Origin of the sequence: Streptomyces sp. NPDC093071, from assembly GCF_044754545.1 — a bacterium.
Lineage (GTDB): Bacteria > Actinomycetota > Actinomycetes > Streptomycetales > Streptomycetaceae > Streptomyces.
This window is the reverse complement of sequence record NZ_JBIVPH010000003.1, coordinates 76187-93115: the sequence shown is the minus strand read 5'-3', so window position 1 is coordinate 93115 and position 16929 is coordinate 76187. Positions and strand designations below refer to the sequence as shown.

The window sequence follows — 16929 nt, the reverse complement described above, 5'->3', positions numbered from 1 at the left end:
CCAGGTCAGGCCCTCACCAGGCCAGGTCCTCCAGGGCGTCCAGGTCCGGCATCGCCGCCTCCGCCGGCTCGGGGTCGCCCGCGCCCGCCCGCAGTTCGGCCCAGATCGTCTTGCCGCGCCGCCCGTACCGGGTGCCCCAGCGCTCCGCGTACTGCGCGACCAGGTAGAGCCCGCGCCCGCCCTCGTCCGTCGCCGCCGCGTGCCGCAGGTGCGGCGAGGTGCTGCTGCCGTCCGAGACCTCGCAGATCAGCGCCCGGTCGTGGAGCAGCCGCACGCGCACCGGGTCCGCGCCGTACCGCACCGCGTTCGTGATCAGCTCGCTGAGGATCAGCTCCGCCGAGAACGCGAGCCCGTCCAGCCCCCACTCCGACAGCTTCGCCGCCGCCGCGTTCCGCACCGGCGACACCGCCGACGGGTCCCGCGCCACCTCCCACTCGGCGATCCGCTCCCGGTCGAGCAGCCGGGTCCGCGCCACGAGGAGCGCGATGTCGTCGCGCGGCGAGGGCGGCAGGAGCGTCGCCAGGACGTCCGCGCAGGCCTGCTCCGGGCTCCGGTCCGGGCGGGCGAGCGTGGACCGCAGCATCCCGAGCCCCGTGTCGAAGTCCCGCCCGTGGTCCTCCAGGAGGCCGTCGGTGAAGAGCACCAGCTTGCTCCCCTCCGGCAGCAGCAGCTCCGTCGACGCGAACGGCGCCTCGCCCAGACCGAGCCCCAGCGGCAGCCCCGGCGACAGCTCGGGGAACTCCACCCGGCCGTCGGAGGAGACCAGCGCGGGCCCCGGATGGCCCGCGCTCGCCACCGTGCACAGCCCCGACGCCGGATCGTAGATCGCGTACAGACAGGTCGCGCCGGTGATCCCCTCGTCGCGCCGCCGCCCCTCCCCGTCCGTCCCCTCCGACTCCCGGGGGTCGATCCGGCCCGTCAGCTCGTCGAGGTGGCCGAGGAGCTCGTCCGGCGGCACGTCCAGGGTCGAGAAGTTGTGCACCGCCGTCCGCAGCCGCCCCATGGCCGCCGCCGCGTGCAGCCCGTGCCCCACCACGTCCCCCACCACCAGCGCCACCCGCGCCCCCGGCAGCGGGATCACGTCGAACCAGTCGCCGCCCACCCCGGCCTTCGCCGGGAGGTAGCGGTAGGCGACCTCCACCGCGCTCTGCTCCGGCAGCACCCGGGGCAGCAGGCTCCGCTGGAGCGACACCGCCATCGCGTGCTCCCGGGTGAACCGGCGCGCGTTGTCGATCGCGACCGCCGCCCGCGCCGCCAGCTCCTCCGCGAAGGACAGGTCCTCCTCCCCGAACGGCTCCTGCGTGTCCGCCCGCCAGAAGTTCGCCATCCCGAGGACCACCCCGCGGGCCAGCAGCGGCACCGTGAGCAGCGAGTGCATCCCGTACGCGAGGGCCTGCGCCGCCCCCTCCGGGTCCTGCGCCCGCCAGCCCTCCGCCGCCGCCAGCTCCGGCTGCACCACCGCGTGCCCGGTGGCCAGGGCCATGGCCATCGGGGTGCTGGGGACGTCGAAGCGGACCGTGTCCCCGACCGGCTGGAGCGGCCGGTCCGGCCGCACCCCGCTCAGCGCCGTCCGCCGCATCTCCGCCGACGCGGCCGCCGTCTCCACGAGCTCGGAGGGCTCCTCGCCGCGCAGCACCGGCTCCAGGAGCTCCACCGTGGCGAAGTCCGCGAACCGCGGCACCGCCACCTCCGCCAGCTCCTCCGCCGTCCGCACGACCTCCAGGGTCGTCCCGATCCTGACCCCCGCCTCGTACAGCAGCTGGAGCCGGCCCCGGGCCAGCGCCGCCCGGCCGGAGAGCGCGGCCAGCTCGGTGGTGTCCCGCATGGTCATCACGCAGCCGGACTCGGAGCCGTGCGGCAGCGTGGGCCGCACGCTCACCGCGAGCAGCCGGTCGCCCGCCCGGTGCACCTCGTCGGTCGCCGCCTCCCCCGACTCCAGGAGCTCGACCGTGCGCGGGTCCAGGCCCAGCTCCGAGACATGCCGCTGTTCGGCCTCCGCGCCCAGGCCGAGCAGCCGGCGGGCCTCGTCGTTGGCGAGCAGCAGCCGGTGGTCGGAGTCGATGATCAGGACCCCTTCCCGCACGGCGTGCAGCACCGCCTCGTGGTGCTCCTTCATCCGGGTCATCTCGGCCGGCCCCAGGCCGTGCGTCTGCCGCCGCAGCCGCCGGCTCACCAGGGCCGCCCCGCCCACCGCCACCAGGAGCGCGCCGCCCGCCGCCCCGGCCAGCAGCGGCAGCCGGTCCTGCACGGAGTGCGCGATGTTCTCGACCTCGATGCCGCTGGTCACCAGACCGACGATCTTGCCCCGGTCGTTCACCACGGGCACCACGGCCCGCACCGCGTCGTTCGGCGCGCCCTCGAAGATCTCCGTGTACGACTCGCCGTCCACCGCCGCCCGCGAGAGGTCGCCGACCGCCCTGCGGCCGATCAGGTCCGGCTGCGAGTCGGTGTACCGCATCCCGTCCGGGCCCAGGATCGCGATGAAGTCGAGCCGGGTGGCCCGCCGGATCGCCTCCGCCTCGTCCTGGAGCCGCGCCGTCGGATCGGGCGAGGCCAGCGCCGCGTCGATGCCCGGGGCGTTCGCCAGCGCCTCCGCGACCGCGAGCGAGCGGGCCCGGGCGTCCCGCTCGGTGTCCCGCCGCTCCTGGTAGAACGTGACGAACACCGCCGCCACGATCACCAGGAGCGCGATCAGCGCCTCCAGGGCGAAGACCTGCCCGGCGACGCTCCGCAGCCCGGTCTCGCGCTTCCGGCCCTTCCCGCGCCGCGCCCCCTTCCGGCCGGTGCCGGTGCCGGGGTCCGGGCCGTCCCGCCGCTTCCGCGAGGTCATCCCGTGCTCCGGGCGATCAGGAGCGCCACGTCGTCCGGCGCCCCCGGCCGGCGCAGCGCCTTCAGGAGCAGGTCGCAGGTCTCCTCCAGGGGGCCGCGCGCCTCGTCGAGGAGGCCCACGAGCAGCGCGAGCCGCTCGTCGATCGCCTCGTCGCGGGTCTCGATCAGACCGTCCGTGTAGAGCACCAGGCGGTCCCCGGGCCGGAACGGCACCCGGGCCGTGCGGAAGGTGCCGCCGCCCACCCCCAGCGGCACCCCGGTCGAGAGCCGCACCAGCTCGGCCGGACCGTCCACCGGGACCCGCACGGGCGGCAGGTGCCCGGCGTTCGCGATCCGGCACCGCTCCCTGGCCGGGTCGTGGACGGCGAAGAGGCAGGTCGCGATGTAGTGCTCCAGGCCCTCCGTGATCCGGTCCAGGTGCCGCAGCACCTGCGCCGGGGACAGGTCGAGGTCCGCGAACGCGCAGGTCGCCGTCCGCAGCCGGCCCATCGTCGCCGCCGCGTCGATCCCGCTGCCCATCACGTCCCCGACGACGAGCGCCGTCTTGTCGTCGGGCAGCGGGATCACGTCGTACCAGTCCCCGCCGACCTCGCTCGACGCCTGCGCCGGCTGGTAGCGGGCCGCGACCTCCAGGCCCGCCCGGGCCGGCGGCGCCCCCGGCAGCAGACTGCGCTGGAGCGTCACCGCCGAGTTCCGCACGCTCTGGTACCAGCGCGCGTTGTCGATGCTCACCGCCGCCCGGGCCGCCAGCTCCGTCGCGAGCAGCACGTCGTCCCCGTCGAACGGCAGCGCGTTGCGGTCCCGCTTGAGGTCGAGCGCGCCGAGCACCTCGCCGCGCGCGATCAGCGGCACCGCCAGGTATGAGTGGACCCCGGCCCTGGCCAGCATCTCCGCCGCCTCCGGGCTCCGCGCGATCCGGGACAGGTCCCCGGGCCCGACCCGCTCCACCAGGACCGGCAGGCCCGTGTGCACGCACCGGGTGACCAGCCGGTCCGCCCCGTACATCGCGACCGACCCCGGCGGGTCGGCGGCCGGCAGCGCCTCCGTCTTCCCCGCCGCCTTCACCGCGAGCGCCCGGAACAGCGCGGGCCCCTCGTCCGGCGTGCCCGGTCTGCGCAGCGACAGGACGGAGTCCAGGACGTCGACGGCGGCGACGTCCGCGAGCGCCGGCACCACCACCGAGGCCAGCTCGTCGGCGGTCCGCTCCACCTCCAGGGTGGTGCCGACCCGGGCCGAGGCGTCCGCGATGAGCGCGAGCCGCCGCCGGGACCGGTCCGCCTCCGCGTCCGCCCGGTGCCGCTCGGTCACGTCGATCACCGACGCCGCCACGCCCAGGACCCGGCCCTCGCCGCCTTCGAGGCGGTAGCACGACACCGACCAGACGTGGTCGCGGTCCGGGTCCGCCGGGGTGCGGCCCACCGTGGAGTGGTCGAGCAGCGGCTCGCCCGTCGCCAGGACCGTCCGCAGCACCTCCTCCACCCCCGGCGCGTCGATCCCGGGCAGCATGTCGGAGATCCGCCGCCCGGTGTGCAGCGCGGCGGGGATGCCGTTGATCCGCTCCAGGGCCGGGTTCACCAGGACGAACCGCAGAGCGGTGTCGAAGACCGCGAGGCCGATCGGGGACTGGGAGACGAGCCGGTCGGAGAGGGCGAGCTCGGCCTCGACCCGCTCGACGACGGAGTGGTCGGCGGCGATCCCCAGGGCGTAGAGCCCGCCCAGGTCGTCGGTGAGCCGCATGTTGCGGAACTCGACCTGCCGGGTGGAGCCGTCCTTGTGCCGTACGGGGAAGGTGCCCGACCAGGTCGTGCCGGCGGCGAGCACCTCGCCGAAGAGCCGCATCGCCTCCTCGCGGTGGTCCTCGCCGACGATCAGCCGGGCCACGTACTGGCCGAGGGCCTCCTCGGCGCGGAAGCCGAAGAGGCTCTCCGCCTGCGGGCTCCACAGCACGATCCGGCCGCGCGCGTCCACGACGACGGCCGCGACCCCGAGCACGTCGAGCAGACCCTTGCCGCCCAGGGGCACCCCGACCCGCCCCGCCGTCCCAGGGAAGGAACCGGCCGTCACCCTGCCTCCTCCCGCCGCGCCCGTGCTTTTCCTCCATGCTCCCCGCCCGGAGGCCACCCCGCACCTAGGGGGCGTCTTGCCGACCGGGCCGGGCTCGCGGGGTCCGGCCCGACCGACAAGACACCCCCTAGGGGGCGTCCCCGGCCTTCCGCTTCTCGTACCGCAGCGCCGCCCCCGTCACGAGCGCGCCGAGCCCCTCCCACAGGCCCACGCCCAGAAAGCCGGCCGGGGCGCGGCCGGTGACGACGGCGAGGGTGAAGACCGCGCAGGTGAGGAGGCGGAAGGGGACCGTCCAGCGGAAGAACGGCTTCCAGTCGGCGAGCGAGGCCAGGACGTAGTAGACGCCCATGTTGAGCGCGGCCATCGAGGAGGCCGTCAGGAAGACCAGGGTGTGGTCGCCGTCCGCCCGTCCGCCGTCGGGCACCGGCTCGAAGCCCATGACCGTGAGCAGGGCGTCCGGGGCGACCAGGCCCACCGTGCCGAGCGCGGCGGCGAGCACGCCGAAGACCGCCATGGTCCAGCCGGACAGGGAACGGGGCAGACGCACGGCGGTCCTCCGGGAGGGGGAAGCAGGGGTACGGATCGAATGCGTGCTCGGATGCGAGCGTGCCCCTGCATATCGCGTGGCGGGGCCCGACGGCCAATCGGGCCCCGTCCGCCGTCACTTCGGCGCCACCGCCGTCACTTCAGCGCCGCCGCCATCATCTTCTGGGCCACCGGGGCCGCCAGACCGTTGCCGCTGACCTCGGAGCGGGCCGCGCCCGAGTCCTCGATCATCACCGCGACGGCGACCTGCTTCCCGGTCGAGGGGTCCTTCGCGTACGAGGTGAACCAGGCGTACGGCGTCTTGCTGTTGTTCTCGCCGTGCTGGGCCGTGCCCGTCTTGCCGCCGACCTCCGCCCCGGCGACCGCCGCGTTGGTGCCGGTGCCCTCCTCCACCACGGTCACCATCGCGCTGCGCAGCTGCCCGGCCGTCGCGGAGGAGACGATCCGCCGGGTGTCTCCGTCCTCGAACGAGGTGAGCGCGTCGCCGTCGGAGTCGACGACCTCCGACACCATGTGCGGGGCCGCGAGGAGCCCGTCGTTGGCGATCGCCGCCGACACCATGGCCATCTGGAGCGGGGTGGCCGTCACGTCGAACTGGCCGATGCCGCTGAGCGCCGTCTGCGCCGGGTCCATCTTCGACGGGTACACGCTCGCGTACGCCCGGACCGGCACGTCCAGCCCGGCGTCGTTGAAGCCGAACCTCTCCGCCATGGCCCGCACCTTGTCCTGCCCCAGGTCGGCGGCCATCTTGCCGAAGACGTTGTTGCAGGAGTACCGCAGCGCCGTGCGGATCGTGGCGTTCTCGCAGGGCGCGGACGCGTTCTCGTTGCGCAGCACGGTCCGGGTGTGCGGCAGCGTGTACGGGTCGGGGCTCTCCGTCGCCGTGTCCACCGAGCCGTACAGGCCGTCCTCCAGGGCCGCCGCCGCGACGACCAGCTTGAAGGTGGAGCCGGGCGGCAGCGGCTGCCGCAGCGCCCGGTTGACCAGCGGCTTGTCCTCGTCGCCGGTCAGCTCCTGCCAGGCGGCCCCGTCGTTCGTCCCGGAGATCCTCGACGGGTCGTAGGACGGCGTGGAGGCCATGGCCAGGATCCGGCCGCTCGCCGGGTCGACGGCGACGGCCGCGCCCTTCTTGTTCCCGAGCGCCCGGTAGGCGGCCTTCTGCACGGCGGGGTCGATCGTGGTGAGGACCGTGCCCGGCTCCTGCTGCTTGCGGGTCACCGCGTCCAGCGGGTTCTTCAGCCGGTCGTCGGTGCCGTCGAGGACGTCGGCGTAGATGCCCTCCAACTGGGTGGCGCCGTACGCCTGCGAGCTGTAGCCGGTGACGGCCGCGTACAGCTCGCCGTCCGTGTAGGTCCGCCGGTACTCCAGGTCCGTCCCCCCTCCGCTCCTCTCCGAGCCGGTGACCGGGGAGCCGGCCACGACGATGTTCCCGAGCGGCTGCGCGTACTGCGCGATCGTGTTCCGCCGGTTCTTCTGGTCGTCCGCGAGCGCCCGGGCCTCGTACGCCTGCACCCACGTGGCCCGGCCGAGCAGGGCGAGCACGAGGAGCAGCACGAAGACCGAGGTGTTCCTGATCGTCTTGTTCATCGCACTTGTCGGGACGAACGGACCGGCGGCGGACGTTCCGGATGTGCCCCGTTTCTCAGCGAACCTTCATGTCCGGATCCGTTCGGTCGACTGTGCGATCATGCGGAGGCCCCCGGGGAGGGGCCGTAAACGCGTGGGGACGGGGAGGGGCCGGGAGTGAGCGGGGACCGGGACGGTTCGGCGGTGCCGGACGAGGCGTGGGAGGAGTTCCTCCGGACCTCGGCCGACGGCACGGGGGACGCGCCGAAGGAGCCGTCCGCGCGGGCCCGCGAGACGGCGGCCCGGCTGCGGGCGGAGCCCGCCGGACCCGCGCCGTGGCGCGCGCCGACGTCCGCGCCCGTACGGCCCCGGTCCCGCTCCCGTAAGGGCTGGTACGTGGCGGGCTTCGCGGCCGCCCTCGCCCTGCTGTTCGTGGCGGTGGACCCGGGAGGCGTCGTCGGCTGGTCCGGCGGCGGGGACCGGGTCGGCGCGCCCCTCGCGCAGGAGACGGAGCGGCCCACGGAGGCGCCTCCCGCGGAGGCGGCCGGGCGGGCGACGCTCGACGACCCGTTCCGGGGCTCCCCGGCGGCGCGCTGGGCGAGCGGCACGGCCGGCATCACCGTGCCCGACGCCCGGCCCACCGGCCGGATGACGAAGGCGGAGGTGGCGCGGGCCCTCACGCGCACGCGCGACTTCCTCGCCGCGGCCGGCCTGGACCCGGCGGTGCTGCGGGGCGCCCGCCCGGAGAGGGCCATCGCCCTGATGAACCCGCACCAGGAGGACGTCCGGACCTTCGTGTCGACCGCCCTGAGCACCCCCGGCGAGGACCACGACCCGCTGCTGCTCTTCAGCCGCTTCGACCCGGCGCAGGCCCGCCTCGTCGGGGACGAGGTCAGGACCCGGGGCCGGCTCTCCTACCGGGAGGGACGGCTCGGGGCCCTGGAGGTCACCGCCGACGTGACGTACGTGTACCCGGCCGCCCCGGCCGGCGGCGGCGACGAGGTGGTGCGCGTGATCGTGCGGCGGGAGACCGTGGTGAGCTGGGACGACCCGGCGAAGGTGACCACCGAGGAGGGGACCCTCACCCTCCTGTCGTACAAGCTCCACATGACCAACGGCGGCTGCGGCGCACCCACCGGCTACTTCCGGCCGGAGTTCGGCGGGGGAGCGGTGGACACCGACCCGGACGGCGGGACGGTCGACCCCTACGCCCGTACGGAGCCGCTGGGCGAGGGCCGGGGCGGAACGGGCTGCGGCACGGCCACCCGGTCGTAGCGGCGGCCCCGGCCCCCGGGGAGCCCCGTCACCCCGTCCCCACGAATTCCGACTCGTACGCCAGGATCACCGCCCGGGTGCGGTCGCGGGCGTCCAGCTTGGACAGGACCGCCGCCACGTGCGTCTTGGCCGTGGCCGGGCCGACGCCCAGCCGGACGGCGATCTCCGCGTTCGTCAGGCCCGTCGCCACCAGCCGCAGCACCTCCGCCTCCCGCTCGGTGAGCCGCGCCGCCCAGGGCGGGGCCGGACGAGGCCCGCGGCGGGCGTGCTCGGCGGCCAGACCGCGCACCGCCTCCGGGTAGAGCAGCGAGTCGCTCCGCGCGACCAGCCGGACCGCGCCCACCAGCTCCTCCACCGCCGCCCGCCTCAGGAGGAAGCCGGCCGCGCCCGCGCGCAGCGCGTCGTACACGGAGGAGTCGTTCTCGAAGGTGGTCACCACCACGATCCGGGGCGGCTCCGCCGTCCCGGCGAGGATCCGCTCGGTGGCCCGGATGCCGTCGACCTCCGGCATCCGCACGTCCATGAGGACCACGTCCGGGCGCGCCGCCCGCACGGGCCCCGTGCGCCGCCTCCTCCCCGCCGGTGAACCGCCTCCGCCGCACGGGGGAGGAGCCCTCCTCCCGTACGGGGGGCTTCCCGGCGCTCAGAGGCGGCGGGTCATCAGGGCCAGCCGGTCCCGTGCGTCGAGGAGCGCGTCCCCGATCGACCGCTCGCGGTCCGGGGTGAGCCGCGCCACCGGCACCGAGCAGCTGACCGCGTCCCGCGCCGGGGTCCGGTAGGGGATCGCGACGCCGAAGCAGCACAGCCCCGGCGTGTTCTCCTCGCGGTCCACCGCGAAGCCCCGCTCGCGGATCACGCGCAGCTCACCGATCAGCTCCTCGCGGTCGGTGACCGTGTGCCCGGTCGGCGCCGGCAGGGTCTCCGGCAGCAGCTCGCGCACCCGCGCGTCGTCGTGGGTGGCGAGCAGCGCCTTGCCGAGCGCGGTCGAGTGCGCGGGCAGCCGCCGCCCGACCCGGGTGGACGGCCGCAGGTGGTGCGGGGACGGACGGACCGCCAGGTGGACCACGTCGGCCCCGTCGAGCCGCGCCAGCTGGATCGTCTCGGCGGTGGCGTCCGCGAGCCGGTCCAGGACGGTCCGGGAGGCGGCCACCACCTCGTCGCCGTCGACGTACGCCGTGCCGACGAGCAGCGCCCGCACCCCGATGCCGTACCGGGTGCCGGTCGCGTCCGTCTCCACCCAGCCCAGCTCCACCAGGGTCCGGAGCAGCATGTACAGACTCGACTTGGGATAGCCGACGGCCTCCTGGACGGCGGCCAGCGAGTGCATCCCGGCGCGCCCGGCGAAGTACTCGAGCAGCTCCACGGTCCGCACCGCGGACTTCACCTGGGCTCCGCCCGCGTCGGCAGTCGCCATGCCCCTCGCCCCCTCCTCCGCCGTCCGGCGGCCCCTTGTGGAGACGGCCGGGCCGTCAATAGAGTCCACCGGAAACGCGTTCATGTGCGGAAACGGTGTTCAGGGTAGCGAACAGGGGCGTGGCGGTGGCGGCGGAACCAGTGTGGAGCGTGGACCCCCGGACGGGGAAGCCGCGCGAACAGGTCGCGGTGGAGGCCACGGCGGAGGAGGTCGACCGGGCCGTCCGGGCCGCCCACGGCACCCGCGAGGCGCTCGCCGACCGGGCCGCGCGGGCCGCCCTCCTGCGTACCGCCGCCGACCTCCTCGACGGGGCCCGCGAGCACGTCGTGGAGGCCGCCGACGCCGAGACGGCCCTCGGGCCCGTCCGGCTCACCGGCGAACTCGCCCGCACCACCGCCCAGTTGCGGTCCTTCGCCGACGTGGTCGAGGAAGGCTCCTTCCTGGACGTCCGGATCGACCTACCCGACCCCGGAGCCGTCCCACCCCGGCCCGACCTGCGCCGCTGGAAGGTCCCGCTCGGCGTCGTCGCCGTCTACGCGGCCGGCAACTTCCCGCTCGCCTTCTCCGTCCCCGGCGGCGACACCGCCAGCGCCCTCGCGGCCGGCTGCCCCGTGGTGGTCAAGGCCCACCCCGACCACCCGGCCACCTCCGAGCTCTGCGCCTCCCTGCTGCGCCGGGCCGCCGTCGAGGCCGGTCTTCCCGAGGACGTCGTCGTCCTCGTCCACGGCTTCGACGCGGGCGTCGCGCTCGTACGCCACCCGCTCGTCGCGGCGGCCGGCTTCACCGGCTCCGTGCGCGGCGGCCGGGCGCTCTTCGACGCGGCCGCCGCCCGGCCCGTGCCGATCCCCTTCCACGGCGAACTCGGCTCCCTCAACCCGGTCGTGATCACCCCCGCCGCCGCCGAGGAGCGGGCCGCCGGGATCGGCGCCGGGCTCGCGGCCTCCATGACCCTGGGCACGGGCCAGTTCTGCACCAAGCCCGGCTTCGTCCTCGCCCCCCGGGGCGGGGAGGGCGACCGCTTCCTCGACGCCCTCACCGCCGGCGTCAGCGACACCGAGCCCTCCGTCATGCTCGACCACCGGATGCGGGACGCCTTCGTCGCCGGGGTCGCCGAGCGCGCCGCGCTCCCCGGGGTCGCCACCCCCGTCACCCCGGGCGCGGGCGGCGCGCACACGGTCAGCTCCGGCGTCCTCGCCGTCGACGCCGAGCGGCTCCTCGCGGGCGGCCACCACCTCCTCCTGGAGGAGTGCTTCGGCCCGGTCACCGTCGTCGCCCGCTACTCCACCCGCGAGGAGGCCACCGCCGTCCTGGACCTGCTGCCGGGCAACCTCACGGCCACCCTGCACACCACCGAGGCGGCCGAGGACCCCGACGCGGCCCCGCTGCTCGCCGCCCTCACCCCGCTGGCCGGACGCGTCCTCGTCAACGGCTGGCCCACCGGCGTCGCCGTCGCCGCCGCCCAGCACCACGGCGGCCCCTACCCGGCCACCACCTCCCCCTTCACCTCGGTCGGCGCGACCGCGATCGAGCGCTGGCTCCGCCCGGTCACCTACCAGTCAACCCCCGACCACCTCCTCCCACCGGAACTCCGCGACGGCAACCCGCTGGGGCTGCCCAGGCGTTGACCCGCCGGGTCCCGGACCGCCGCCGGGGAGGCGGGGCTTTCGGCACCCCTAGTGGCGCACGCGCACCACGATCTTCCCGATGTGCGTGCCGGACTCCATCAGCCGGTGGGCGTCGGCGATCCGCTCCAGGCCGTCGAAGACCTCGGCGACCACCGGCGCCAGGGAGCCGTCGCGCAGCCCCGAGCCGATGAACCCGGCCGCCAGACGGCGGCCCTCCTCGGTCCTGGCGAGCGCCCCGTTGGCGTACGCGTGCGTGGTCAGCGGCCAGTTCGCGGACAGCTCGGCCGGCCGGGGGTCCAGCCAGCCGTACAGCACGGCGGTGCCGCCGGGCCGCAGCGCGTCGCCGAGCCGGGCGAACCCGGGCCCGCCGATCGCGTCGAAGACCAGGTCCGCGCCCACGCCCCCGGTGATCCGCCGCACCTCCCCGACCAGGTCCTCCTCGTCCGTGACGACCACGTGCGCGGCCCCCAGCTCCAGGAGCCGGGCGCGCTTGCCCCCACCCCGCGTGGTGGCGATCGGCACCGCCCCCACCCGCAGCGCCGTCCGGAGCGCCGCCGTCCCCACCCCGCTCGACGCCCCGGTGACGACCACGTGGTCCCCGGGGCGCAGCCCGCCGGTGAGCACCATCCCGCCGTACGCGGTGAAGTGCGTCAGCCACACCGCCGCCGCCGTCACCGCGTCCGCACCCGCCGGCCGGGCCACCACGTACTCCTCCGGCAGCACCACCCGCTCCGCGTACACCCCGTGCGTCCCGAAGTCGAAGTTGGCCGCCGCCATCACCGGATCGCCCGGGGCGTACGCGGTGACCCCCGCGCCCACCGCCTCGACGGTCCCCGCCGCCTCGTAGCCGAGCCGCGAACCCGGCAGCGTCGGCCGGTAGTAGTAGGTGCCCGCGCGGAACAGCGCCTCGGCGCGGTTGAGGCCGATCGCCTCGACCCGTACGAGGACCTCCCCGGGCCCGGGGTCCGGCAGCGGCACCTCCTCCACCGTCAGCACCTCGGGGCCGCCCAGCTCGTGGAAGAGGACGGCCCTGGTGGTCGTGCCCGTCGTGTTCATCGGGTGCGTCGTCGTCATGGATCCGACCGTAGGAGGGCCCGGCGAGACGCTCCATGTCCCTCCGGCTCCCCGTGATGTCCGGTCGTCTCGCCACCCCGTCCGGACGGTCACGGGCGGTACGGTGCCGGGATGGACGTACTGAGCGACGCCGTCGCCGCCATGCGCACCGGCCGCCCCCACTCCTCCCGCGCGGTCCACGTCGCCCCCTGGGGGTTCCGCTTCCCCGCGAACGAGGGCGCCGGGTTCCACGTCGTCCTCCAGGGCACCGCCTGGCTCCTCCCGCCGGACGACGGCGCCCCCGTCCCCCTCGGTCCCGGCGACATCGTCCTCCTCGCCCACGGCACCGGACACGGCATCGCCGACCGGCCCGATACCCCGCTCGTCGACAGCCTGCCCGACCCCGACGGCTCCTGGCCCACCTCGCCCGACCGGGGACCCGCGGGCGCCGGGCAGACCCTGCTGCTGTGCGGCGCCTACCAGCTCAGCCGGGCCCGCGCCCACCCGCTCTTCACCGAGCTGCCCCCGTACGTGCACCTCCCCGCCCGGATCGGCGCGCACCCCCGGCTGCGTGCCGCCGTCGACCTGCTCGGCGCCGAACTCGCCGAACCCCAGCCGGGCTCCGACGCCGTCGTGCCCGCCCTCCTCGACACCCTCCTGCTCTACCTGCTGCGCACCTGGTGGCTCACCGAGCGCGCCGACCGGTCCACCGGCTGGTCCGCCGCCCTCGCGGACCCGGCGGTCGCCGGAGCCCTGCGCGCCCTCCACCGGGACCCGGCCAGGGCGTGGACGGTCGAGGAGCTCGGCGCGCTCGGGGGCCTCTCCCGCGCCGCGTTCGCCCGCCGGTTCACCGCCCTCGTCGGCCGCCCGCCCCTCGCGTACCTCACCTGGTGGCGGATGACGGCGGCGGGCCGCCTGCTGCGCTCCGACGACCTCCCGCTCCGCGCGGTCGCCCAACGCGCCGGCTACTCCTCCGAGTTCGCCTTCGCCAAGGCCTTCAAGCGGGAGTACGGGGTGGCGCCGGGGCAGTACCGCAGGGGCGCGTAGCGGCGCGCACCGGTGCGCCGCCCCTCACGCCCGGCGGCGCGGAAGCCGCAGCGAGGCCAGTGCCGTCAGGGTCAGGAACCCGGCGCTGATCAGCAGGCTCGTGCTCAGCGCCGACGCCACGGACCGGTCCGCCAGGGAGCCGAAGACCGCGACGGCGAGGCCGCCCGCCGTCTGCCGGACCGCGTTCAGGAGCCCCGCCGCCGTCCCCGCCCGCTCCGCCGGAACGGCCTCCATCATCGCGGCGATCAGCGGCGGCAGCGAGAAGCCCGCCCCGAGGGCCAGCGGCACCAGGAGCAGGGCCTGCGCCGCCCTCGGGGTCTCCGCGTCCACGACGAGCAGCCCGAGGAGCCCGGCCACCGCGACCACTTGGCCCACGACGATCGGCAGCCGCGCCCCGTACCGCGCCGCCACCTTCGCCGACAGCAGGTTCACCCCGGCGAGCAGCCCCGTCATCGGCAGGAACATCAGCCCCGCGCCGAGCGCCGAGAGTCCGAGGACCTGCTGGAAGAAGAGCCCGAACACGAAGACCATGCCGTAGAAGGCCACGCTGTTCGCCGCGCCTGCCGCCACCGTCACCGCCACCGTCGTGTTCCGGAAGAGGCCGAGCGGCACCACCGGATCGCGCCGCCGCGCCTCGACCGCCAGGAACGCGGCGAAGAGGACGGCCGCGGCCCCCAGCGCCCACCACCCCGCCGTACCGCCCTCGACGGCGGCGAAGGTCAGCGCCCCGAGCGCCGCCGTGGCCGTCAGCTGCCCCGGCAGGTCCAGCGGCGCGGGCCTGCGGGCCGAGCGCGCCACCCGGGCGAGCGGGACCAGGGCGGCGAGGCCGAGCGGCAGGTTGACGAAGAAGACGCCGCGCCAGCTCCAGGCCGTCGTCAGCGCCCCGCCCACGACCGGGCCGAGCGCCACCGCGACCGTCCCGCCCGCCGCCCACAGCGACACCGCGCGGGCCCGCCGCCCCGGATCGCCGTACGCCTCCCGTACGAGCGCGAGGGAGGCCGGCAGCATCACGGCCGCCGCCGCGCCCTGCACCGCCCGGGCCGCGAGCAGCGCCGGGAGGCCGGGGGCGAGGCCGCAGGCGGCCGAGGCGAGCGTGAAGACGACGACCCCGGCGCCGTACGCCCGGCTCGCCCCGACCCGGTCCGCGAGCGCCCCGCTGGACAGCAGCAGCGCGGCGAGGACCAGCGTGTACGCGTCCACGACCCACTGCAGACCGGTCATGCCGGTCCGCAGGTCGGCGCCGATGGCGGGCAGGGCGACGTTGACGACCGAGGTGTCGAGGGTGATGAGGGCGAAACCGAGCATCGCGGCGGCGAGGGCCGGACCGGGGGAGGGGGCGGATCGGGGGACGACTGACGCGGGGACGCGGACCGTTGAGGACATGCCCCCAGCTTCGTGATCCACCGCCCCGTACAGTAGTGGCCCGAATGCCATACGACCGGAGGTTCTGGCCATGCCGACCGCGTCCCGCGTCCGGCGCGTCGCCGTGATCGCCGCCCCGCCCGTCTCGATGTTCAACCTCGCCATCCCGGAGATGCTGTTCGGCAAGGTCGAGATCGACGGCGGACCGGGGTACGAGACGGTCATCTGCGCCCCCGACCCCGGGCCGGTCGCCACCACCGGCGGCCTCGACCTGATGGTCCCGCACGGGCTCGACGCCGTGGCCGGGGCCGACACGGTGGTCCTCGCGGGCAGCGGCTCGTACACCGACCCCGACCCGCGCGTCCTCGACGCGCTGCGCGCCGCCGCCGACGCGGGCAAGCGGATCGCCTCCATCTGCACCGGCGCCTTCGCGCTCGCCGAGGCCGGACTGCTCGACGGCCGCGCGGCCACGACGTACTGGACGTACCGGCCGCTGCTCGCCGCCCGGCACCCGGCCGTCGACCTCCAGGACGACGTCCTCTACGTCCAGGACGGGCCCGTCCTCACCTCCTCCGGATACGCGGCGGGCATCGACCTCTGCCTGCACGTCATCCGCACCGACCACGGCGCCGCCGTCGCCAACACCGTCGCCCGGCTCGCCCTCGTCGCGCCCGTGCGCCCCGGCGGCCAGGCCCAGTTCACCCGGACCCCGCTGCCGCCCGAGCGCGGGGTCTCCTTCGCCGACACGCGCGCGTGGGCGATGGAGCACCTCGACGAACCGCTCGGCCTCACCGACCTCGCCCGGCACGCCGGGGTCTCCGTCCGCACCCTCTCGCGCCGCTTCCACGCCGAGACCGGGGTCAGCCCGCTCCAGTGGCTGCTCCACCAGCGCGTCGAGCGGGCGAGGGAACTCCTGGAGACCACCACCCTCCCCATGGACGCCCTGGCCCGCGCCTGCGGCCTCGGCACGTCGGACTCCCTCCGCGCCCACGTCCTCCGCCGCACCGGCCTCACCCCGAGCGCCTACCGCACGACGTTCAGCCGCCTGCCGGGGAGCGGCGACGGCCGGGTGCCCCGCCTCACACCGGGGCGGCGGGAGGAATGAAACGGGCAGGTCGGAGCGTTCCTCGCACGGAACACCCCGTCATCACCCCCGTCACACCCCGGAGAGAACCCCCATGCGCGTCGAGATCTGGAGCGACATCGCCTGCCCCTGGTGCTACATCGGCAAGGCGCGCTTCGAGAAGGGCCTCGCGGCCTTCGCCCACCGTGACGACGTCGAGGTGGTGCACCGGTCCTTCGAGCTCGACCCCGGCCGGGCCAAGGGCGACACGGCGCCCGTCCTGGAGATGCTGGCGAAGAAGTACGGCCGCACCCTCGACGAGGCCCGGGCCATGGAGGCGCACGTCGCCTCCAACGCGCACTCCGAGGGGCTCGGCTACCGCACCGAGGGCCGTGACCACGGCAACACCTTCGACATCCACCGGCTGCTCCACCTCGCCAAGGCGCGCGGCCGCCAGAGCGAACTCCTCGACCTCGCCTACCGGGCCAACTTCGCCGAGGAGCGCTCCGTCTTCGACGCCGAGACCCTGGTGGCGCTCGGCGTGGAGGCCGGTCTCGACGAGACCGAGGTCCGGGCCGTCCTCGCCGACGAGGCCGCCTACGCCGACGACGTACGGCAGGACGAGCGCGAGGCCGCCGAACTCGGCGCCAACGGCGTGCCGTTCTTCGTCCTCGACCGCCGCTACGGCGTCTCCGGCGGCCAGCCCGCCGAGGTCTTCACCCAGGCCCTCGAACAGGCCTGGCAGGGCCGCGCCCTCCAGCCGCTCGGCGCCGCCCCGGACGCGGAGGCCTGCGGCCCGGACGGCTGCGAGGTCCCGGGGGCCTGAGCCGGGCCCGGGCCCGGACGCCGAACGGGTCTCCGGGGCCGTACCAAAGGCCCGGACCCGTGGCGCCGTACCAGGGGCCCGGACCGCAGCGTCGTACCAGAGCCCCGGACCCGCCCCGGTCCGCCAGCCGGATTTCGGTGACCCCGGTCGCCGGCCGAAGGCCCGTACCCCCTCCGACCTGCGACGATAAGCCGCGCTTGGACGCTCCCCCGGGTGCGGGCACGATTGACGGGTGATCGACGGGAATCCAGGGTGGGGG

The 16929-nt window shown here is 75.8% G+C and carries 12 protein-coding genes and 1 pseudogene; 5 read left to right on the top strand and 8 right to left on the bottom strand.

The features are described from left to right. Positions 1 to 13: 13 nt before the first annotated feature. The 4 genes from ACIQD7_RS11750 to ACIQD7_RS11735 form a co-directional block, all read right to left on the bottom strand. The gene (locus ACIQD7_RS11750; RefSeq protein WP_402441448.1) at positions 14 to 2830 is read right to left on the bottom strand and encodes a SpoIIE family protein phosphatase; all 2817 of its coding nucleotides are present in this window, start codon (positions 2828 to 2830) and stop codon (positions 14 to 16) included. Beyond that, positions 2827 to 4893: a SpoIIE family protein phosphatase gene (locus tag ACIQD7_RS11745; protein ID WP_402441447.1), complete on the bottom strand. Its 2067-nt coding sequence runs from the start codon at positions 4891 to 4893 to the stop codon at positions 2827 to 2829. Before ACIQD7_RS11745 ends, ACIQD7_RS11750 begins: the two co-directional genes overlap by 4 nt. Before the next feature lie 127 nt (positions 4894 to 5020). Then, the gene (locus ACIQD7_RS11740; protein WP_402442325.1) at positions 5021 to 5407 is read right to left on the bottom strand and encodes a hypothetical protein; all 387 of its coding nucleotides are present in this window, start codon (positions 5405 to 5407) and stop codon (positions 5021 to 5023) included. Between the two features lie 167 nt (positions 5408 to 5574). Beyond that, complete coding sequence (locus tag ACIQD7_RS11735; RefSeq protein WP_402441446.1) at positions 5575 to 7026, bottom strand: peptidoglycan D,D-transpeptidase FtsI family protein; 1452 nt, start codon at positions 7024 to 7026, stop codon at positions 5575 to 5577. A 156-nt stretch (positions 7027 to 7182) separates the two neighbouring features. Here ACIQD7_RS11735 and ACIQD7_RS11730 point away from each other — a divergent pair, with 156 nt between their 5' ends. Beyond that, positions 7183 to 8280 (top strand): hypothetical protein, encoded by a 1098-nt coding sequence (locus ACIQD7_RS11730; RefSeq protein ID WP_402441445.1) that lies wholly within the window; start codon positions 7183 to 7185, stop codon positions 8278 to 8280. Between the two features lie 28 nt (positions 8281 to 8308). Here ACIQD7_RS11730 and ACIQD7_RS11725 read toward each other — a convergent pair. Both ACIQD7_RS11725 and ACIQD7_RS11720 read right to left on the bottom strand, forming a co-directional pair. After that, positions 8309 to 8836 (bottom strand): annotated as a pseudogene (locus tag ACIQD7_RS11725) (LuxR C-terminal-related transcriptional regulator); the annotation flags it as partial. Positions 8837 to 8923: 87 nt separating this feature from the next. Beyond that, positions 8924 to 9694, bottom strand: coding sequence for an IclR family transcriptional regulator (locus ACIQD7_RS11720; RefSeq protein WP_402441444.1), 771 nt, complete (start codon positions 9692 to 9694; stop codon positions 8924 to 8926). A gap of 125 nt (positions 9695 to 9819) precedes the next feature. On the opposite strand from ACIQD7_RS11720, the gene ACIQD7_RS11715 reads away from it, so the two are divergent. Further along, complete coding sequence (locus ACIQD7_RS11715) at positions 9820 to 11319, top strand: aldehyde dehydrogenase (NADP(+)) (RefSeq protein ID WP_402441443.1); 1500 nt, start codon at positions 9820 to 9822, stop codon at positions 11317 to 11319. Positions 11320 to 11367: 48 nt separating this feature from the next. On the opposite strand, the gene ACIQD7_RS11710 is transcribed toward ACIQD7_RS11715, so the two are convergent. Continuing rightward, complete coding sequence (locus ACIQD7_RS11710) at positions 11368 to 12393, bottom strand: zinc-dependent alcohol dehydrogenase family protein (protein WP_402441442.1); 1026 nt, start codon at positions 12391 to 12393, stop codon at positions 11368 to 11370. Positions 12394 to 12504: 111 nt separating this feature from the next. On the opposite strand from ACIQD7_RS11710, the gene ACIQD7_RS11705 reads away from it, so the two are divergent. Then, positions 12505 to 13419: an AraC family transcriptional regulator gene (locus tag ACIQD7_RS11705; RefSeq protein ID WP_402441441.1), complete on the top strand. Its 915-nt coding sequence runs from the start codon at positions 12505 to 12507 to the stop codon at positions 13417 to 13419. A 24-nt stretch (positions 13420 to 13443) separates the two neighbouring features. On the opposite strand, the gene ACIQD7_RS11700 is transcribed toward ACIQD7_RS11705, so the two are convergent. Next, complete coding sequence (locus ACIQD7_RS11700) at positions 13444 to 14802, bottom strand: MFS transporter (protein ID WP_402441440.1); 1359 nt, start codon at positions 14800 to 14802, stop codon at positions 13444 to 13446. 70 nt (positions 14803 to 14872) lie between these two features. On the opposite strand from ACIQD7_RS11700, the gene ACIQD7_RS11695 reads away from it, so the two are divergent. Together ACIQD7_RS11695 and ACIQD7_RS11690 are read left to right on the top strand one after the other, a co-directional pair. Beyond that, positions 14873 to 15886: a GlxA family transcriptional regulator gene (locus ACIQD7_RS11695; RefSeq protein ID WP_121832547.1), complete on the top strand. Its 1014-nt coding sequence runs from the start codon at positions 14873 to 14875 to the stop codon at positions 15884 to 15886. 73 nt (positions 15887 to 15959) lie between these two features. Beyond that, on the top strand, positions 15960 to 16670 hold the full coding sequence (locus tag ACIQD7_RS11690; RefSeq protein WP_121832548.1) for a DsbA family oxidoreductase: 711 nt from the start codon (positions 15960 to 15962) through the stop codon (positions 16668 to 16670). The last annotated feature ends 259 nt before the right edge of the window (positions 16671 to 16929 follow it).